Source organism: Cellulomonas sp. P1_C4 (assembly GCF_056406355.1).
Genome location: NZ_JBFUAI010000019.1, coordinates 32,684 through 52,738 on the forward strand (window position 1 = coordinate 32,684; position 20,055 = coordinate 52,738).

Annotated in this window: 11 protein-coding genes; 9 read left to right on the forward strand and 2 right to left on the reverse strand. The window is 69.6% G+C overall.

The genetic code is table 11. The features are described from left to right. Nucleotides 1–24: 24 nt before the first annotated feature. The gene (locus tag AC1DYZ_RS15275; protein WP_477066027.1) at nt 25–1,431 is read right to left on the reverse strand and encodes a S8 family peptidase; all 1,407 of its coding nucleotides are present in this window, start codon (nt 1,429–1,431) and stop codon (nt 25–27) included. 134 nt (nt 1,432–1,565) lie between these two features. On the opposite strand from AC1DYZ_RS15275, the gene AC1DYZ_RS15280 reads away from it, so the two are divergent. From AC1DYZ_RS15280 to tuf, 9 genes are all read left to right on the forward strand, one after another. Further along, a complete protein-coding gene (locus AC1DYZ_RS15280; RefSeq protein WP_477066028.1) occupies nt 1,566–4,145 on the forward strand; it encodes a CHAT domain-containing protein in 2,580 nt (859 codons plus the stop codon). Between the two features lie 267 nt (nt 4,146–4,412). Continuing rightward, nucleotides 4,413–4,946: a 50S ribosomal protein L10 gene (gene rplJ / locus AC1DYZ_RS15285; protein ID WP_456826276.1), complete on the forward strand. Its 534-nt coding sequence runs from the start codon at nt 4,413–4,415 to the stop codon at nt 4,944–4,946. An 86-nt stretch (nt 4,947–5,032) separates the two neighbouring features. Beyond that, nucleotides 5,033–5,422 carry a 50S ribosomal protein L7/L12 gene (gene rplL, locus AC1DYZ_RS15290; protein WP_477066029.1) on the forward strand — a complete coding sequence of 130 codons (390 nt, stop codon included), beginning with the start codon at nt 5,033–5,035 and terminating at the stop codon, nt 5,420–5,422. Nucleotides 5,423–5,907: 485 nt separating this feature from the next. Next, a complete protein-coding gene (gene rpoB / locus AC1DYZ_RS15295) occupies nt 5,908–9,414 on the forward strand; it encodes a DNA-directed RNA polymerase subunit beta (protein WP_477066030.1) in 3,507 nt (1,168 codons plus the stop codon). 106 nt (nt 9,415–9,520) lie between these two features. Further along, nucleotides 9,521–13,390, forward strand: coding sequence for a DNA-directed RNA polymerase subunit beta' (locus AC1DYZ_RS15300; protein ID WP_477066031.1), 3,870 nt, complete (start codon nt 9,521–9,523; stop codon nt 13,388–13,390). 468 nt (nt 13,391–13,858) lie between these two features. Further along, nucleotides 13,859–14,230, forward strand: a complete 372-nt coding sequence (gene rpsL / locus AC1DYZ_RS15305) for a 30S ribosomal protein S12 (RefSeq protein WP_013770160.1) — start codon at nt 13,859–13,861, stop codon at nt 14,228–14,230. Then, nucleotides 14,230–14,700, forward strand: coding sequence for a 30S ribosomal protein S7 (gene rpsG / locus AC1DYZ_RS15310; protein ID WP_028045072.1), 471 nt, complete (start codon nt 14,230–14,232; stop codon nt 14,698–14,700). Before rpsL ends, rpsG begins: the two co-directional genes overlap by 1 nt. Nucleotides 14,701–14,789: 89 nt before the next feature. Further along, nucleotides 14,790–16,892: an elongation factor G gene (gene fusA, locus AC1DYZ_RS15315; RefSeq protein WP_477066032.1), complete on the forward strand. Its 2,103-nt coding sequence runs from the start codon at nt 14,790–14,792 to the stop codon at nt 16,890–16,892. Between the two features lie 125 nt (nt 16,893–17,017). Then, complete coding sequence (gene tuf / locus AC1DYZ_RS15320) at nt 17,018–18,211, forward strand: elongation factor Tu (protein WP_028045070.1); 1,194 nt, start codon at nt 17,018–17,020, stop codon at nt 18,209–18,211. An 84-nt stretch (nt 18,212–18,295) separates the two neighbouring features. Here tuf and AC1DYZ_RS15325 read toward each other — a convergent pair whose 3' ends face one another. After that, nucleotides 18,296–19,990 carry a histidine kinase gene (locus AC1DYZ_RS15325; RefSeq protein WP_477066033.1) on the reverse strand — a complete coding sequence of 565 codons (1,695 nt, stop codon included), beginning with the start codon at nt 19,988–19,990 and terminating at the stop codon, nt 18,296–18,298. Nucleotides 19,991–20,055 lie beyond the last annotated feature (65 nt).

Here is a 20,055-nt window from a genome sequence, read left to right on the forward strand (position 1 = left end):
GCGGTGGGAACGGTGCCCAGCACTTCAGACCCCCGGCAGGATGTCGAACGTCTGGCCGAAGTCCGRCATGGGCCGGCCGTCGGCCAGCAGCTGGACGTAGGCCTGGCGGGCGGAGAGCCCACGCTCCTGCATGAGACGCGCGACCGCGCCCGCCACCTGCGGCGCGGCGAACGACGTCCCGCTCCAGCGCGAGAACGAGTCGKCGGGAAACGTCTCGGGGTCCTCCGTGAAGTCGGGGGACTGCTCGCCCTGCACGTACGTCGACAGCACGCCCTCGCCGACGGCGGAGCAGTCCACCCACCAGCCGTGGCTCGAGAACGCGCTGGGGCGCAGGTCTGCCGTCAGGGCACCGACCGACACCACGCGGCGGAACGCCGCGGGCCAGGTCGGCGTCGTGTCGCCGAAGTTGCCGGCGGCGGCGACGATCAGCGTGTCCTCCCCGCGCTCGATCTCGATCTCTCGCACCACCTCGAGTGCCGCGGCCATCGCGAGCGACGGCTGGTCGAACTGGGTCTGGGTGCCGAGCGACAGGTTGACCACCTGCGCGCCGTCCCGCACGGCGCGGACGATCGCGCAGGCCACGTCGATCTCGCTGCCCGTGCCGCCGGTGCCGAGCGCCCGGTACATCGTGATGTCGGCGGTGGGTGCGACCTGGGCGATGATCCCGCTGACGAACGTCCCGTGACCCGCGGAGAAGTCGAGGAAACCGTCGAGGGGGTCGGCGTCGAGCGGGTCGACGTTGATGTCGACGGCGTGGGTGGCCGGGTCGTCCTGGGTGATCCGCGGGATGCCGGTCAACCAGCCGTCGCCCCGCAGAGCGCCGTCGATTCCGGTGTCGATGACGGCGACGCGCGCACCGGCACCGTCGCCCGTGGCGAAGGTGTCGTACGAGTCGAAGGTTCCGATCGTCGGCACCGCGACCCCGCTGAAGGGCTTGACGATCGGGCCGAGGGGCGCGATGTGGGTCAGCGACGCGGCGAAGCCGCGGGCGCGCAGCTCGCCGACCGTGTCCTCCAGGTGCTGGGTCGTGGTCGGCTCGGTGCTGACCAGCCTGACCAGCCGGCTCTCGAGGTCGGTGCACCCGAGCGGCGCCTCGGCCAGCCCCCGGCGCTGCACGTAAGTCCGGACGCCTCGGTCCTGCCAGGACGACTCGGTCACCAGGATCTCCCCGGTCACCACCATCGTCTCGAGCCCGTTGTCCTTGACCACCACGTCGAGCCGGGTGTCGTGCCGCAGGTTCCACCGCTCCTGGACCGCGGTGTTCAGCCTCCGTCGCAGCCCGGCGTCGGTGCGCCGCTGCGCCAGCTCGTCGACCTGCCGCTGGACACGCTGTCGTACCCGTGGGGGGACTGGCTCGACGGCCGGACCGGTCCGGTAGTCGCGACCGAAGGGCCTTCCCGGGGTACGGGGTTCGTCCGCTGACGTGCTCACATGTACTCCTTGCTCCGCCTAGACTCCGAAAGATGTGCCCGTCCGGTCTCGGGGTCGAGCCGCCTCCACCGAACGACGATCCTCATGCCCTACCAGAGGCCCGAGCCGACCTCCTGATACATCTCAGCTCGCTGATGGACGCGGTCGACATCGATCCGCGGTCGGTGGAGCCTCAGGCGCAGGCCGTCGTGCAGGTGGCGCGCACGCGCAAGGACCCCGAGCTGCTGGGATTGAGCCTACGGCTGCTGGCCGGGACATTTAGGGCACGATGGGACGATTCGTCCGCGCGCCCGTTGCTCGACGAGGCGCTGCGCGTCACGCGTCGGCACGGCGTCTGGCACGTCGCGGCGACGGTGCTGGCCAGCCGCGCGTCCGTCCTGCACGATCTCGGCGACGCCGGCGCAGCAGCCCGGGACCTCGACGCCGCGATCGCGGCGATGAGCCGCGCGACGGACATCGAGCCGGCGGAGCGCGCGCGCTTCCTCGGTCGGGTCGGGCTCTCGCTCGCGATCGTCGAGCAGCACGCCGGGCGGCTGGCCGAGTCCGAGCAGCGCTACCGGTCGCTGCTCGCGGCCCGCGGCCTGGAGCCGCGTTCCGAGGCGATCGCGACGAACAACCTGGCGCTCGTCCTGGCCGAGCGCGGCGAGTACGACGAGGCGATCCGCACCGCCGACCGAGCCGTGGCGCTCGCCATCTCGAAGGTGCCGAGCATCGAGGGGCCCCTGGTGCAGAGCCGCGCCTGGATCGCGGTCCGAGCCGGCCGCCTCCAGGAGGGCATGCGGGACTTCGACCGGTCGGCCCGGGCCTACGTCGACGCGGGCATCCCGCTGGGGGAGTACTACACGGAGTACGCCGACGCCATGACCGACCTCCGGCTGCTCCCCGAGGCGGCCGCCGCCGCGGCTCGCGCGGTCGAGGAGCTCGACGCGGCGGGGCTCCAGCTCGCGTTGACCGAGGCGCAGATGCGGCTCGCGCGGATCTACCTCCTCACCGGTCGGCCCGAGGAGGCCGGCGCACTGGCGGACGTGGCTGCTCAGGCGGCCCGGCGCCAGCGACGCGCGACGTGGTCCGCCCGCGCGCAGCTCATCGGCGTGGAGGCGCGGCTCCGTGCGGGCACCGCAGGGCTCGGCGAGCTCGGGGTGGCGCGCCGCGCCGMGGGGCGGCTCGAACGGTCCGGGGATCTGCACGGTGCCGTTGAGGCGTACCTCGTCGCGGGTCGGGTGGCGCTCGACCAGGACCRTCCGGGTGCTGCGGGGCCAGCGCTGTCCCGGGCCCGTGCGCTCGCCGGGCGTGGCCAGGTGCTCGTCCGGCTGCGCGGCCGGCTCGCGGGTGCGCTCGCCGAGCGGGCGTCGGGACACCCGGCCGGCGTGCTGACGGAGTGCAGGGCGGGCCTGCGGGACCTCGCCACGCACCGCTCGAGCCTCCCCACCATCGAGCTGCGCGCGCTCGCGTCGGGGCACGGGGCGGAGCTCGGCGAGATCGGGCTCGGGGTCGTGCTGGCCGGTGCGTCGCCGGCGCAGACGCTCGCGTGGATGGAACGGACCCGCGCCGCGGCGCTGAGCGCCCGGCTGCAGACGTCGGAGGCCCGTCAGGTCGGGACGCGTGAGTCGTGGGGACCGACCGGGGCCGTGGCCGTGCGTGGCCTGAACGAGTCACGGGACGCGCGGGTGCCCGTGCTCGACTGGTCCACGGAGTACGAGTCGCCGGCGCCCGTGCCTGCCCGCCCCCGCGCGCCGGGGCTCGCCGCGGTCCGCGAGGCGCTCGACGGGCGGACCCTGGTCGAGTTCGGGAAGTTCGAGGGTCGGCTCGTCGCCGTCGTCGTCGCACCGCGGGGCGCCCGTCTGGTGGAGCTCGCCGACCAGCAGGACGTGGCCGCCGAGCTCCGGCCGCTGCTGTTCGCCCTGCGACGGCTGGCCAACCCTCGCGGGGGTGCCGCCGCGGACGCCGCCCGGGCGAGCGCCGACCTGCGCATCGCGCGGCTGCGCGCCCTGCTGATCGCGCCGCTGGGCGTGCGGGACGACGACGAGCTGGTCGTGGTTCCGGTCGGCATGCTGCACGGCGTGCCGTGGTCCTGCCTGCACGGCGGTCCGCTCGCCCAGGCGCCGTCGGCGAGCTTCTGGGTCCGGACGCGCCGCGCCGCGCAAGCCCCGCGCGGGGCGGGCGGCACCGTGCTCGTCGCGGGCCCGGATCTCGTGGGTGCCGGCGAAGAGGTCGACGCGCTCCGCGAGGTCCACCCCGGCGCCCTCGTGCTCACCCCGGAGCACGCCCGGGCCGAGCAGGTCGTCGCCGCGCTGGCCGACGCCGACCTCGCGCACCTCGCCTGCCACGGCTCGCAGCGGGCCGACAACCCGATGTTCTCCTCGCTGCTGCTCGCGGACGGCCCGGTGACCGTCCAGGAGCTGCACGGCGCGGGAGTGGCGCCCCACCGGCTGGTCCTCGCGTCGTGCCACTCGGGTGCCGACGTCGCGTACGCGGGCGACGAGATCCTCGGCTTCGTCAGCGCGATGCTGGCGCAAGGCACGGCCGGCGTGGTGGCCAGCATCGCCGCGGTGCCGGACGTGGCCGCGGTCGACCTCATGCTCGGCCTGCACCGTGGCCTGCGGCAGGGCCTGACGCTCGCGAGAGCGCTGCACGCGGCGCGCGCCGGGGTGGACAGGTCGTCGCCGGAGGGCTTCGTCAACTGGTGCACGTTCAGCGCGCACGGCGCCGCCTGACTTGCTGGCGGCGGGGAGCGGATTTGGCCGTCGTCCGGGCGTGCCGTACCTTAGGGACATCCAAAGACCGCCGGTCGTCGGTCCGTCGTGCGCACACCAGTGAGCATCGCGGCCCGCCCGAAGTCCCGCAGCAGCGGAGGCCAGCGCAGGTGAGAGTTCCCGGAAGGTTCGGTTTGCGCCGAGCCGCCTGACGAGCCCCGCGCCTGCGCGGGGCTCTTTCGTTTGTGGGGCGTGACGACCGGTGGCACCACCATCGGAAGGATTGCCATGGCGAGGCCGGACAAGGCAGCCGCTGTCGCAGAGCTCACGGACCTGTTCCGCGAGTCGAACGCGGCCGTGCTGACCGAGTACCGCGGGCTCACCGTTGCTCAGCTCAAGAAGCTGCGCAAGGCGCTCAGCGGCAACGCAACGTACTCCGTGGTGAAGAACACGCTGACCGCGATCGCGGCCAAGGATGCCGGCCTCGAGGGCCTCGACGACGCGCTTGCCGGCCCGTCGGCGATCGCCTTCGTCTCCGGTGACCCGGTCGAGGCGGCCAAGGGACTGCGTGACTTCGCCAAGGCGAACCCCGCACTGGTCATCAAGGGCGGTGTCCTCGACGGACGCGCCCTGACCGCTGCGGACGTCACCAAGCTCGCGGACCTCGAGTCCCGTGAGGTTCTGCTGGCCAAGGCGGCCAACGTGTTCAAGGCGTCGCTCTTCCAGGCGGCCTACCTGTTCACCGCGCCCGCCGCTCAGGCGGCACGCACCGTCGACGCTCTCCGGCTCAAGCTCGAGGAGTCGACCGAGGTCGCTGCCTGAGCCATCCGGCTCCAGGCACTTACTGAACCCCCCCGCCCAGGTAGGCCGCACCGGCCGCCGGGCATCGAACGGAAGGAACCGCCATCATGGCGAAGCTCACCACCACCGAGCTCATCGACGCGTTCAAGGAGCTCTCCCTCATCGAGCTCTCCGAGTTCGTGAAGGCGTTCGAGGAGACCTTCGAGGTCACCGCTGCTGCTCCCGTCGCCGTTGCGGCCCCCGCCGGCGCCGGTGGCGCTGCCGAGGTCGAGGCCGAGGAGGAGAAGKACTCGTTCGACGTCGTCCTCGAGGCCGCCGGTGACAAGAAGATCCAGGTCATCAAGGAGGTGCGCGTCCTGACGTCCCTCGGCCTGAAGGAGGCCAAGGACCTCGTTGACGCCGCCCCCAAGGCCGTCCTCGAGGGCGTTGCCAAGGACGCTGCCGAGAAGGCCAAGGCGACCCTCGAGGCCGCTGGCGCCACGGTCACCCTCAAGTGATCACCGCCTCCGCCCACGTCGGTACGCCGACCGGTCGGAGGTAGGGAGCCAAGCTCCCGCAGCGCGTTCGACGAAGCCCGCGCCCCGATCAGGGGCGCGGGCTTCGTCGCGCCGGTGGCGTCGCGACGACCGGGCTCCGTCCACAGCCGGACGGGTGCCAGGCTTTCGCGGGCCCGCCGGGTGTGCCACCATGTGCGCGGCGACAACGTCGTCGCCGGGACGGGCGGAGACGCCTGTTCTATCGGACGCCTCAGGGTCCACGTCGACGCCGACGGGGAGCTCGCCCCGAGGTGTCGATGCCGGGTGGACTTTGCCACAGCGGCCGAGTATGCTAGCGCTTTGCGCTGGCCTGTGCCCGCGATCCCGTATAACCCGAGCCCACCCTCGTCGTTCGTACACGACGTCCGGAGGTTCGCCGGCCGGGGGATCGCGCCTAGCCAGGACCAGCGCAGCGTGCACTCGATCCGCTGGGAAGGACCCCTCTTTTGGCTGCCTCGCGCACCCCTTCTGCTCCGACCGCCGACGCCATCGCGAACCGCACCGCATCCCGCCGTATTTCTTTCGCCAAGATCCACGAGCCCCTCGAGGTCCCGGACCTGCTCGGTCTGCAGACGGAGAGCTTCGACTGGCTGCTCGGCAACGAGAAGTGGCAGGGCCGTGTGGCCAAGGCCCTCGAGGCCGGCCGTCAGGACGTTCCCGAGACCGCTGGTCTCGAGGAGATCTTCGAGGAGATCTCGCCTATCGAGGACTTCGGCGGATCCATGTCGCTGTCGTTCCGTGAGCACCGCTTCGAGCCGCCGAAGTACACGGCCGAGGAGTGCAAGGAGAAGGACTTCACCTTCGCCGCCCCGCTGTTCGTCACTGCGGAGTTCGTCAACTACACCACCGGCGAGATCAAGAGCCAGACGGTCTTCATGGGCGACTTCCCGCTCATGACCGAGCGCGGCACCTTCATCATCAACGGCACCGAGCGCGTGGTCGTCTCGCAGCTCGTCCGTTCGCCCGGCGTGTACTTCGAGCGCACGGCCGACAAGACGTCCGACAAGGACGTCCTCACGGCCAAGGTCATCCCGAGCCGCGGTGCCTGGCTCGAGTTCGAGATCGACAAGCGCGACAACGTCGGCGTGCGCGTCGACCGCAAGCGCAAGCAGAACGCCACCGTGCTGCTCAAGGCGCTCGGCATGACGGACGCGGAGATCCGCGAGGAGTTCGCGGCGTACCCGGCCGTCATCGACACGCTGGACAAGGACCACGTCCAGACGCAGGACGAGGCGCTGCTCGACCTCTACCGCAAGATCCGCCCGGGCGAGCCGCCCACGGTCGAGGCCGGTCGCGCGCTCATCGAGAACTTCTACTTCAACCCGAAGCGCTACGACCTCGCAAAGGTCGGCCGCTACAAGCTGAACAAGAAGCTCGGCCTGGACGTGCCGCTCGCCGACTCCGTCCTGTCCAAGGACGACGTCGTCGCGACCATCAAGTACCTCGCGTCGCTGCACATCGACCTGCCCTCGCTGCCCGGCACGCGTGCCGGCGAGTCGGTCGACATCCGCGTCGAGCCCGACGACATCGACCACTTCGGCAACCGTCGCATCCGCGCGGTCGGCGAGCTCATCCAGAACCAGGTCCGCACGGGCCTGTCGCGGATGGAGCGCGTCGTGCGCGAGCGCATGACGACGCAGGACGTCGAGGCGATCACGCCGCAGACCCTGATCAACATCCGCCCCGTGGTGGCGTCGATCAAGGAGTTCTTCGGCACGTCGCAGCTGTCGCAGTTCATGGACCAGAACAACCCCCTCGCGGGCCTGACGCACAAGCGTCGCCTGTCCGCGCTGGGCCCGGGTGGTCTGTCCCGCGACCGCGCCGGCATGGAGGTCCGTGACGTCCACCCGTCGCACTACGGCCGCATGTGCCCGATCGAGACCCCTGAGGGCCCGAACATCGGCCTCATCGGCTCGCTCGCCACGTACGGGCGGATCAACCCGTTCGGCTTCGTCGAGACGCCGTACCGCAAGGTCATCAAGGGCAAGGTCTCGGACGAGGTCCACTACCTGACCGCCGACGACGAGGACCGCCACGTCATCGCGCAGGCGAACGCCCCGCTCAAGGCGAACGGTGCCTTCGAGGAGGACCGCGTCCTGGTCCGCGTCAAGGGCGGCGAGATCGAGTACGTCGCCGGCGAGGCCGTCGACTACATGGACGTCTCCCCGCGCCAGATGGTGTCGGTGGCCACGGCCCTGATCCCGTTCCTCGAGCACGACGACGCCAACCGTGCCCTCATGGGTGCCAACATGCAGCGCCAGGCCGTCCCGCTGGTCCGTTCCGAGGCCCCGCTCGTGGGCACCGGCATGGAGCGGCGCGCGGCCATCGACGCGGGCGACGTCATCGTCGCGACGAAGCCGGGTGTCGTCACCGAGGTGTCGGCTGACCTGATCGTCGTCGCCAACGACGACGCCACCACGTCGACCTACCGCGTCGCCAAGTTCCGTCGCTCGAACCAGGGCACCTCGTACAACCAGCGCGTGCTGGTCGACCAGGGCGCCCGCGTCGAGGTCAACTCGGTGCTCGCCGACGGCCCGGCCACGGACGAGGGCGAGCTCGCGCTCGGCCGCAACCTCCTGGTCGCGTTCATGTCGTGGGAGGGCCACAACTACGAGGACGCGATCATCCTGTCGCAGCGCCTCGTGCAGGACGACGTGCTGTCCTCGATCCACATCGAGGAGCACGAGGTCGACGCGCGCGACACCAAGCTCGGCCCGGAGGAGATCACTCGGGACATCCCGAACGTCTCCGAGGAGGTCCTCGCGGACCTCGACGAGCGCGGCATCATCCGCATCGGTGCCGAGGTCGCGGCCGGCGACATCCTCGTCGGCAAGGTCACGCCCAAGGGCGAGACCGAGCTGACCCCGGAGGAGCGCCTGCTCCGCGCGATCTTCGGTGAGAAGGCGCGCGAGGTCCGCGACACGTCGCTCAAGGTCCCGCACGGCGAGTCCGGCACGGTCATCGAGGTCCGCACGTTCAGCCGTGAGGACGGCGACGAGCTGCCCGCCGGCGTGAACGAGCTGGTCCGCGTGTACATCGCGCAGCGCCGCAAGATCACGGACGGCGACAAGCTCGCCGGCCGTCACGGCAACAAGGGCGTCATCTCCAAGATCCTTCCGGTCGAGGACATGCCGTTCCTCGCCGACGGGACCGCGGTCGACGTCGTCCTCAACCCGCTCGGTGTCCCCGGCCGCATGAACGTGGGCCAGGTCCTCGAGACGCACCTCGGCTGGGTGGCCAAGCAGGGCTGGGACATCCAGCTCGCCGAGGGTGACGTCTCGTGGCGGGACGACGTCCCGGCCATCGCCGCGTCCTCGCCGGCCGGCAACCCGGTCGCGACGCCCGTGTTCGACGGTGTCCCGGAGACGACCCTCACCGGTCTGCTCTCGGCCACGCTGCCGAACCGTGACGGCGAGCGCACCGTGGGCGGTGACGGCAAGGCGCGCCTGTTCGACGGGCGCTCCGGCGAGCCGTTCCCGGAGCCGGTCGCGGTCGGCTACATGTACATCCTCAAGCTGCACCACCTCGTCGACGACAAGATCCACGCACGTTCGACGGGTCCGTACTCGATGATCACGCAGCAGCCGCTGGGTGGTAAGGCGCAGTTCGGTGGCCAGCGGTTCGGCGAGATGGAGGTCTGGGCCCTGGAGGCGTACGGCGCTGCCTACACGCTGCAGGAGCTCCTCACCATCAAGTCGGACGACGTCCCCGGACGCGTCAAGGTGTACGAGGCGATCGTCAAGGGGGAGAACATCCCCGACTCGGGCATCCCGGAGTCCTTCAAGGTGCTCCTCAAGGAGATGCAGTCGCTCTGCCTGAACGTGGAGGTGCTCTCCTCGGACGGCGTCTCCATCGACATGAAGGAGAACGACGACGAGGTCTACCGCGCAGCGGAGGAGCTCGGCATCGACCTGTCCCGGCGCCCGAACGCCAGCAGCGTCGAAGAGATCTGACGTCGAGCCTGCCGCCCTTCCGTGAAGGGTGGGCGGCGGGCCCGCACCTTTAGCAACATTTCCGTTCAGCCGGTTCTGCCGGCAAGCGAAGGAAGTAGGACCCCCCTTGCTCGACGTCAACGTCTTCGACGAGCTGCGTATCGGCCTTGCCTCGGCCGACGACATCCGTGCCTGGTCGCACGGTGAGGTGAAGAAGCCCGAGACCATCAACTACCGGACCCTGAAGCCGGAGAAGGATGGCCTGTTCTGCGAGAAGATCTTCGGTCCCACCCGCGACTGGGAGTGCTACTGCGGCAAGTACAAGCGCGTGCGCTTCAAGGGCATCATCTGCGAGCGCTGCGGCGTCGAGGTGACCCGCTCGAAGGTCCGTCGTGAGCGCATGGGCCACATCGAGCTCGCCGCGCCCGTCACGCACATCTGGTTCTTCAAGGGTGTGCCGTCGCGCCTCGGCTACCTGCTCGACCTCGCCCCGAAGGACCTCGAGAAGGTCATCTACTTCGCGGCCTACATGATCACGTGGGTCGACGTCGACGGCCGGCACGAGGACCTCCCCAACCTCCAGAACGGGATCGACCTGGAGAAGAAGGAGATCTCGGACCGCCGCGACAACGACATCAACACCCGCGCCACCAAGCTCGAGGCCGACCTGGCCGAGCTGGAGGCCGAGGGTGCCAAGGCCGACGCCCGCCGCAAGGTGCGCGACTCGGCCGAGCGCGAGATGGCTCAGCTGCGCAAGCGTGCCGACCTCGAGCTCGACCGCCTGGACCAGGTCTGGGACCGGTTCAAGAACCTCAAGGTCGCGGACCTCGAGGGCGACGAGATGCTGTACCGCCAGCTCCAGGACCGGTACGGCAACTACTTCGAGGGCTCGATGGGCGCCGCGGCGATCCAGAAGCGCCTCGAGGCGTTCGACCTCGAGGCCGAGTCCGACTCGCTGCGCGAGATCATCAAGACCGGCAAGGGCCAGCGCAAGACGCGTGCCCTCAAGCGCCTGAAGGTCGTCAACGCGTTCCTCACGACGACCAACTCGCCCACCGGCATGGTGCTCGACGCCGTCCCGGTCATCCCGCCGGACCTGCGTCCGATGGTCCAGCTCGACGGTGGCCGTTTCGCCACCTCGGACCTGAACGACCTGTACCGCCGCGTGATCAACCGGAACAACCGCCTCAAGCGGCTGCTCGACCTCGGTGCGCCCGAGATCATCGTCAACAACGAGAAGCGGATGCTCCAGGAGGCCGTCGACTCGCTGTTCGACAACGGCCGCCGTGGCCGTCCGGTGACGGGTCCGGGCAACCGCCCGCTCAAGTCCATCTCGGACATGCTCAAGGGCAAGCAGGGTCGGTTCCGCCAGAACCTGCTCGGCAAGCGCGTCGACTACTCGGGCCGTTCGGTCATCGTCGTCGGCCCGCAGCTCAAGCTCCACCAGTGCGGCCTGCCCAAGCAGATGGCGCTCGAGCTGTTCAAGCCGTTCGTGATGAAGCGCCTGGTCGACCTGAACCACGCGCAGAACATCAAGTCGGCCAAGCGCATGGTCGAGCGCGCGCGTCCCGTCGTCTGGGACGTGCTCGAGGAGGTCATCACGGAGCACCCGGTGCTGCTGAACCGCGCACCCACGCTGCACCGTCTCGGCATCCAGGCGTTCGAGCCCCAGCTGGTCGAGGGCAAGGCCATCCACCTGCACCCGCTCGTCTGCGCCGCGTTCAACGCGGACTTCGACGGTGACCAGATGGCCGTCCACCTGCCCCTGAGCGCCGAGGCGCAGGCCGAGGCCCGCATCCTCATGCTCTCGAGCAACAACATCCTCAAGCCGTCGGACGGTCGTCCGGTGACCATGCCCTCGCAGGACATGATCATCGGCCTGTACCACCTGACCAACGACAAGGACGAGGCGCTCGGCGCCGGCCGCGCGTTCAGCACGGTGTCCGAGGCGATCATGGCGTTCGACCAGGGTTCCCTGGACCTCAACGCCGTGGTGAAGATCCGCTTCGACGACCTGGTCCTGGCCGAGGACGAGGCGCCCGAGGGCTGGACCGAGGGCGACGCACTGCTCTTCGAGACGACCCTGGGTCGCGCGCTGTTCAACGAGCTTCTGCCGGTCGACTACCCGTACGAGAACGGCGTCGTCGACAAGAAGCGCCTCTCGGTCATCGTCAACGACCTGGCCGAGCGCTACCCGAAGGTCGAGGTCGCGGCCTCGCTCGACGCTCTGAAGGAGGCCGGCTTCCGCTGGGCCACCCGCTCGGGCGTCACGATCTCCATCTCCGACGTCGCCACCCCGGCGGCCAAGGCGGAGATCCTCGAGGCGCACGAGGGTCGCGCGGCGAAGGTGCAGGGCCAGTACGAGAAGGGCCTCATCACCGACGACGAGCGTCGCCAGGAGCTCATCGAGATCTGGACGCAGGCCACCGACAAGGTCGCCGACGCGATGCGGGAGAACTTCCCGCGCCAGAACACCGTCTACAAGATGGTCGGCTCGGGTGCGCGTGGTAACTGGATGCAGGTCCGCCAGATCGCCGGTATGCGTGGCCTCGTGGCCAACCCGAAGGGCGAGATCATCCCTCGCCCGATCAAGTCGAACTACCGCGAGGGGCTGTCGGTCCTCGAGTACTTCATCGCGACGCACGGTGCCCGCAAGGGTCTGGCGGACACCGCTCTGCGGACCGCCGACTCGGGCTACCTGACTCGTCGTCTGGTGGACGTCTCGCAGGACGTCATCGTCCGTGAGGACGACTGCGGCACCGAGCGTGGTCTGACCATGCCGATCGGCGTGCCTGGTACGGACGGCGCCCTGCGCCGTCACGACAAGGTCGAGACGAGCGTCTACTCGCGCACGCTGGCGAGCGACATCGAGGTGGACGGCGAGGTCATCGGCCACGCCGGTGACGACGTCGGCGACGTGCTGCTCGACCGCCTCCTCGAGGCGGGCGTCGACACGCTCAAGATCCGCTCGGTGCTCACCTGCGAGTCCCGCGTCGGCACCTGCGCGCGCTGCTACGGCCGTTCGCTGGCCACCGGCAAGCTCGTCGACATCGGCGAGGCCGTCGGCATCATCGCGGCCCAGTCGATCGGTGAGCCCGGCACGCAGCTGACGATGCGTACCTTCCACACCGGTGGTGTGGCGTCGGCCGACGACATCACGCAGGGTCTGCCCCGCGTCCAGGAGCTCTTCGAGGCCCGCACCCCCAAGGGTGAGGCGCCGATCGCGGAGTTCTCGGGCCGCATCGCGGTCGAGGAGGGTGACCGTTCGCGTCGCCTCGTCCTCACGCCGGACGACGGCTCGGAGGAGATCGCCTACCCGATCACCAAGCGCTCGCGCCTGCTGATCTCGGACGGCGACCACGTCTCCGTCGGCACCCAGCTGGTCCAGGGTGCGGTCGACCCGAAGAAGGTCCTGCGCATCCTCGGCCCGCGTGCGACGCAGAAGCACTTGGTCGACGAGGTGCAGGTCGTCTACTCGTCGCAGGGTGTGGACATCCACGACAAGCACATCGAGGTCATCGTGCGGCAGATGCTGCGTCGCGTGACGGTCCTCGACTCCGGCACCACCGACCTGCTGCCCGGCGAGCTCGCCGAGCGTGGGCGCTTCGAGGACGCGAACCGCGCTGCGGTGTCCGAGGGCGGCCAGCCGGCCTCGGGTCGTCCGGAGCTCATGGGCATCACGAAGGCGTCGCTCGCGACGGACTCGTGGCTGTCGGCGGCCTCCTTCCAGGAGACCACCCGGGTGCTCACCGAGGCCGCGATGTCGGGTCGTTCCGACCCGCTGCTCGGCCTCAAGGAGAACGTCATCCTCGGCAAGCTCATCCCGGCCGGAACGGGTCTGCCCCGCTACGGCAACATCGCGGTCGAGCCCACCGAGGAGGCCAAGGCCGAGCTGTACCCGACCTTCGGCTACGACGAGATCGACTTCCCCGCCCTGGGCCTCGGCTCCGGCGAGGCGATCCCGCTCGAGGACATCGACTTCGGCGACTACCGCTGACCTCGATCTGCTCTCACCCCTAGGGGGTCCACCGTTCGCGCGGTGGGCCCCCTCGGGCCTTTCGTCCCTGGCTCGGGAATCGACCAGGGCGCAGGCTTGTTCTGATTTCATCCACGTCGCCCGCGGTCGTATGCAGCCGCTTTGACGCCCCACCGGGCGCCAGGTAACGTAGGACACCGTGCCCGCGCCGTCGGGCTCTCGCGCATGCACTCGGTGGACGCCTCCTGTCAACAGGAAGGGCGGGTCCGGGAGCATCGGGTGGTTTCCCCCACCGCGCCGTCTCTCCGTCAAGGCAACCTTGCGGGATGCGGTGCGGAGGACCGGGGCGACACGCCCGGGTGCGGGGGTCGGTGCGGGACGTACGACCTGCGGGGTAGTCGCGCGACGGGCGACGAACCCCGACCATGCCGGCCGTCCAGGGTGACGGGTGCCGGTCGACCAGAGATTCATCCAACAGACGGAGACGTAGTGCCTACGATCCAGCAGCTGGTCCGCAAGGGCCGGCAGGCGAAGACGAACAAGTCGAAGACGCCTGCCCTCAAGGGCTCCCCCCAGCGACGCGGTGTCTGCACCCGCGTCTACACCACGACCCCGAAGAAGCCGAACTCGGCGCTCCGCAAGGTCGCTCGCGTCCGCCTCTCCAGCCAGGTAGAGGTCACCGCGTACATCCCCGGTGTCGGTCACAACCTGCAGGAGCACTCCATCGTGCTCGTGCGCGGTGGCCGCGTGAAGGACCTCCCGGGTGTCCGTTACAAGATCGTCCGTGGCGCGCTCGACACGCAGGGCGTCAAGAACCGTAAGCAGGCGCGTAGCCGCTACGGCGCGAAGAAGGTGGGCTGATGCCTCGCAAGGGTCCGGCCCCGAAGCGGCCGCTCGTCATCGACCCCGTCTACGGGTCCCCGGTCGTCACGCAGCTGATCAACAAGGTCCTGCTCGACGGCAAGAAGTCCGTCGCGGAGCACATCGTCTACGGCGCCCTCGAGGGTGTCCGTGAGAAGACGCAGGGCGACCCGGTCGTCGTGCTCAAGCGCGCGCTGGACAACGTCCGCCCGTCGCTCGAGGTGCGTTCGCGCCGCGTCGGTGGTGCGACCTACCAGGTCCCCGTCGAGGTGCGCCCCGTCCGCCAGACCACGCTCGCGCTGCGCTGGCTCACCGACTACTCGCGCGCTCGTCGCGAGAAGACGATGACCGAGCGCCTCATGAACGAGATCCTCGACGCGTCCAACGGCCTCGGTGCCGCGGTGAAGCGTCGCGAGGACATGCACAAGATGGCCGAGTCCAACAAGGCCTTCGCGCACTACCGCTGGTAATCCCGGCACCCACGGGCGCTGCGCCGCCGGTCCGATCCTCGGGCCGGACCGGTGGCGCCACCCAAGCCAACCGACAAGGGGCAACTCACGTGGCACTGGATGTGCTGACGGACCTCACGAAGGTCCGCAACATCGGCATCATGGCTCACATCGATGCCGGCAAGACGACGACCACCGAGCGGATCCTGTTCTACACCGGGGTCAACTACAAGATCGGTGAGACGCACGACGGCGCGTCGACGATGGACTGGATGGAGCAGGAGCAGGAGCGCGGCATCACGATCACGTCCGCCGCGACGACCTGCTACTGGCACGACAACCAGATCAACATCATCGACACCCCGGGCCACGTGGACTTCACGGTCGAGGTCGAGCGCTCGCTGCGCGTCCTCGACGGCGCCGTTGCCGTCTTCGACGGCAAGGAGGGCGTCGAGCCCCAGTCGGAGACCGTCTGGCGTCAGGCCGACAAGTACGACGTCCCGCGCATCTGCTTCGTCAACAAGATGGACAAGCTCGGCGCGGACTTCTACTTCACCGTCGACACCATCGTGAACCGCCTCAAGGCGCGTCCGCTGGTCATCCAGCTGCCGATCGGCTCCGAGAACGACTTCATCGGCGTCGTCGACCTGGTCACCATGCGTGCCCTCGTGTGGCGCGGCGAGACCGCCCTGGGCGAGAAGTACGAGGTCGAGGACATCCCGGCCGACCTGGTGGAGAAGGCGGAGCAGTACCGCGCCGAGCTCCTCGAGGCCGTCGCCGAGACGGACGACGACCTGCTCGAGAAGTTCCTCGGTGGCGAGGAGCTGACGATCGCCGAGATCAAGGCCGGCATCCGCAAGCTCACCGTCAAGTCCGAGGCGTACCCGGTCCTGTGCGGCTCGGCGTTCAAGAACAAGGGCGTCCAGCCCATGCTCGACGCCGTCATCGACTACCTGCCGACGCCCCTGGACGTCCCGGCGGTCGAGGGCCACGACATGAAGGACCCGGAGCTCGTCGTCGAGCGCCACCCTGACTCGACGGAGCCGTTCTCGGCCCTGGCGTTCAAGGTCGCGTCGCACCCGTTCTTCGGCAAGCTCACCTACGTCCGGGTGTACTCGGGCAAGGTGTCGCAGGGCGCTCAGGTGCTCAACTCGACCAAGAACAAGAAGGAGCGCATCGGGAAGCTCTTCCAGATGCACTCCAACAAGGAGAACCCGGTCGACGACGCCACGGCGGGCCACATCTACGCCTTCATCGGGCTCAAGGACGTCACCACCGGTGACACCCTGAGCGACCCGGCGCACCCCGTCGTGCTCGAGTCGATGACGTTCCCCGAGCCGGTCATCGACGTCGCCATCGAGCCGAAGACGAAGGGTGACCAGGAGAAGCTCTCCGTGGCCATCCAGAAGCTCGCCGAGGAGGACCCGACCTTCCGCGTCAAGCACGACGAGGAGACCGGCCAGACCGTCATCGGCGGCATGGGCGAGCTCCACCTCGACATCCTCGTGGACCGCATGCGTCGCGAGTTCAAGGTCGAGGCCAACGTCGGCAAGCCGCAGGTCGCGTACCGCGAGACGATCCGTCGCTCGGTCGAGAAGATCGACTACACGCACAAGAAGCAGACCGGTGGCTCGGGCCAGTACGCGAAGGTCCAGATGACCTTCGAGCCGCTGGACCCCGCCGAGGGCGAGCTGTACGAGTTCTCGAACAAGGTCACCGGTGGCCGCATCCCGCGCGAGTACATCCCGTCGGTCGACGCCGGCATCCAGAGCGCGATGCAGCTCGGCGTCCTCGCGGGCTTCCCGCTCGTGGGCGTCAAGGCGATCCTGCTCGACGGTGCCGCGCACGACGTCGACTCCTCGGAGATGGCGTTCAAGATCGCGGGCTCGATGATCCTCAAGGAAGCGGTCCGCAAGGCCGACCCGGTTCTGCTGGAGCCGGTCATGGCCGTCGAGGTCCGTACTCCCGAGGAGTACATGGGTGACGTCATCGGCGACATCAACTCGCGCCGCGGCATGATCCTTGCCATGGAGGACGCAACGGGCGTGAAGGTCATCCGCGCCACGGTGCCCCTCTCCGAGATGTTCGGGTACGTCGGTGACCTGCGGTCGAAGACCCAGGGTCGCGCGGTGTACTCGATGCAGTTCGACAGCTACGCCGAGGTTCCTCGGAACGTTGCCGAGGAAATCATCAAGAAGACCCGGGGCGAGTAGTCCCACAGGTCGAACCCTGTAGTTCCATCACACAAACCGACCCGTAGGACGCCGCGTCAAGCGGCTACCGTCCGGTAGCCGCAGTACGTCGGCCAATCTCTACCAAGTCCTGAGGAGGACACCCAGTGGGCAAGGCGAAGTTCGAGCGGACGAAGCCGCACGTCAACATCGGCACCATCGGTCACGTCGACCACGGCAAGACGACGCTGACGGCGGCCATCTCGAAGGTGCTGCACGACAAGTACCCCGACCTGAACCCCTTCACGCCTTTCGACGAGATCGACAAGGCGCCCGAGGAGAAGCAGCGCGGCATCACCATCAACATCGCGCACGTGGAGTACCAGACGGAGAAGCGTCACTACGCTCACGTCGACGCTCCCGGTCACGCGGACTACATCAAGAACATGATCACGGGTGCGGCGCAGATGGACGGCGCCATCCTCGTGGTCGCGGCGACCGACGGCCCGATGGCCCAGACGCGTGAGCACGTCCTGCTCGCCCGTCAGGTCGGCGTGCCCTACCTGCTCGTCGCGCTGAACAAGACCGACATGGTCGACGACGAGGAGATCCTGGAGCTCGTCGAGGTCGAGGTGCGCGAGCTCCTCTCGGCCCAGGGCTTCGACGGCGACGACGTCCCCGTCGTGCGCGTCTCCGGCCTGAAGGCGCTCGAGGGCGACCCGGTCTGGGTCAAGTCCGTCGAGGACCTGCTCGAGGCTGTCGACGAGAACGTGCCGGACCCGGTGCGCGACATCGACAAGCCCTTCCTCATGCCGATCGAGGACGTCTTCACGATCACCGGTCGTGGCACCGTCGTCACCGGTCGCGTGGAGCGCGGCAAGCTCAAGGTGAACGAGGAGGTGGAGATCGTCGGCATCAAGGAGAAGGCGATCAAGACCACGGTCACCGGCGTCGAGATGTTCCGCAAGCTGCTCGACTACGCCGAGGCCGGCGAGAACGTCGGTCTGCTCCTGCGTGGCACGAAGCGCGAGGAGGTCGAGCGCGGCCAGGTCGTCGTCAAGCCCGGCTCGATCACGCCCCACACCGAGTTCGAGGGCCAGGTCTACATCCTGGCCAAGGACGAGGGTGGCCGTCACAACCCGTTCTACGGGAACTACCGCCCCCAGTTCTACTTCCGCACCACCGACGTCACCGGCGTCATCACGCTGCCCGAGGGCACCGAGATGGTCATGCCCGGCGACAACACCGAGATCCACGTGAACCTCATCCAGCCCATCGCGATGGAGGAGGGCCTCGGCTTCGCCATCCGCGAGGGTGGCCGCACCGTCGGCTCGGGCAAGGTCATCAAGATCATCAAGTGATGCTCGCCCCTCGGGGCAGCTGATCGATGAGAAGGGCCCGGGAGCTTCGGCTCCCGGGCCCTTCTGTGTCCCTGTCCCCACGGGCTACGCGGGACCGTCCGCGACCGGGAGATCAGACGGCAACGGCAGGGTGGCTGTCACGGTGGTCATACCGTCGGACGGATCGACCCGCATGGTGCCGTCCAGGGTGGTGACCCGGTCTGTGACCGTCGCGAGGTTGGGCACGCCCCCGTCGACGTGTACCCGCACTTCCAACGTTCCGGTGGCCGACGCGATCCGGACGCTCGACGGGGCCAGCCGCGACGCGCGCTGGACCACCAGATACGCGGTGGATTCGACGAGTGCGGGCAGAGGGCCGTCCGGAAGCGAGTCGATCCGCAGCGGCCGAGTCTCGGCGAGCGCTCCGAGGGCCACGGCGAGCCCTGCCCGCTCCAGCAGGACCGGGTACAGCCCGCGTGCGACGGTGCGCAGCCGTTCGACCGACGACTCGAGCAGCCGCTCGACCTCGGCCAGCTCGCCCGGCTCCCGGCGGGCCAGGCGGAGCGACAGCAGCAGGGTGACGAGGTGCTGCTGCGCCCCGTCGTGCAGGTCCCGCTCCAACCGGCGGCGTTCGGCATCGCCGGCGGCCACGAGGCGCGCCCCGGACCGGCGCAGATCGTCCAGCTGGGCGAGTGCCTGGACGCGGAGCCGCTCGTGGTCGAGGGCCAGGCGCACGGCGTCCGCGAGCTCACGGACCCGGCGCGGCGAGATGCCCGATCGGTGGGTGATCACCGCCACGGTCGTCCCCGAGCGCTCCACGGCAGTCAGGGTGCGGCCGGGCCTGGCCGTGAGATCCACCGGGCGGCCTGAGCCGTCCAGGTAGCGGTCGCCGTCGCCTGACGGGTAGGCCACGTGCAGGTCCGGATCACCCACCCGTCGGGCGAGGCCCGCGGTCAGGTCGTCGGCGCTGCCCAGCTCGCTCACCACCCGGGTCAGCGCCCGTTCGGCCCTGCGGGCCCGCAGCACGTCCCCGACCGCCGCGAGCGCCACGGCGATCAGGCACAGTGCCTCGAGCTGCCACAGCCTGCGGGCATCCGCCCCCGAGGCGAACTGACCACTGTCCAGGCTGCGCGCGTACCGGAGGAGCTCCACCGTCAGGTAGGCGGTCGCCGCGGCGACGAACCAGGAAGCGTCCCGGCGCTGCAACCCGCGCGCCCGAAGGAACCACCACCCGAGCAGCAGGACGGCCGCGCACAGCCAGACGGTCCCGGCCTGGACGCCGAGCTCGCCTGCCCGTGTCCACGCGTCGGTCCCGTGCACCAGGTCGAGCAGATTCGTCGAGCACCACGCACAGCCGGACGCGTCGGTATCGAAGGTGAGGGCGCTCGCTGCTCCCACCGCGCCGAGCATCACGACGTAGCCGGACACCACCACGATCCGGGCGGACCGGCTCGTGGTGATCCCGGCCGCGGCGGCGGCGGCGTGCAGGACGAGCACGGGCGTCGCCGCGAAGAAGGCCAGTCCGATCGTGAACACGACGCTCCCGGCCGCGGGATTGCCCCATTCGGCGAGGCACCAGGCGAGGGCCGCGAGGAGCAGCAGGACCGCGACCGCACGCCGTCCGCGCCGGGTCGCGTTCCAGGCCGCGGCGCCCGTCAATGCCACGCAGGCGCCCAGCAGCAGCGCGAGTCCGCCCAGCGTTCCCTGCGTGGCCGAGAACGCCGGCCCGTCGCGCGCGACCGAGAGCGTGAACGCGCCCACCAGGACGCCGCACGCCATGATCGCCAGCCGGATCGGCATGAGTAGATCGTGGCACCGAGTGGGTCCTCGCGGGACGATGGTCAGCACTCGCCCGAACGCCCGAT

Bases quoted from the DNA above. Each gene is read 5' to 3' on its own strand.
- rpsG (WP_028045072.1), top strand. From the start codon at position 14,230: ATGCCTCGCAAGGGTCCGGCCCCGAAGCGGCCGCTCGTCATCGACCCC.
- rplJ (WP_456826276.1), top strand. From the start codon at position 4,413: ATGGCGAGGCCGGACAAGGCAGCCGCTGTCGCAGAGCTCACGGACCTG.
- AC1DYZ_RS15325 (WP_477066033.1), bottom strand. From the start codon at position 19,990: ATGCCGATCCGGCTGGCGATCATGGCGTGCGGCGTCCTGGTGGGCGCG.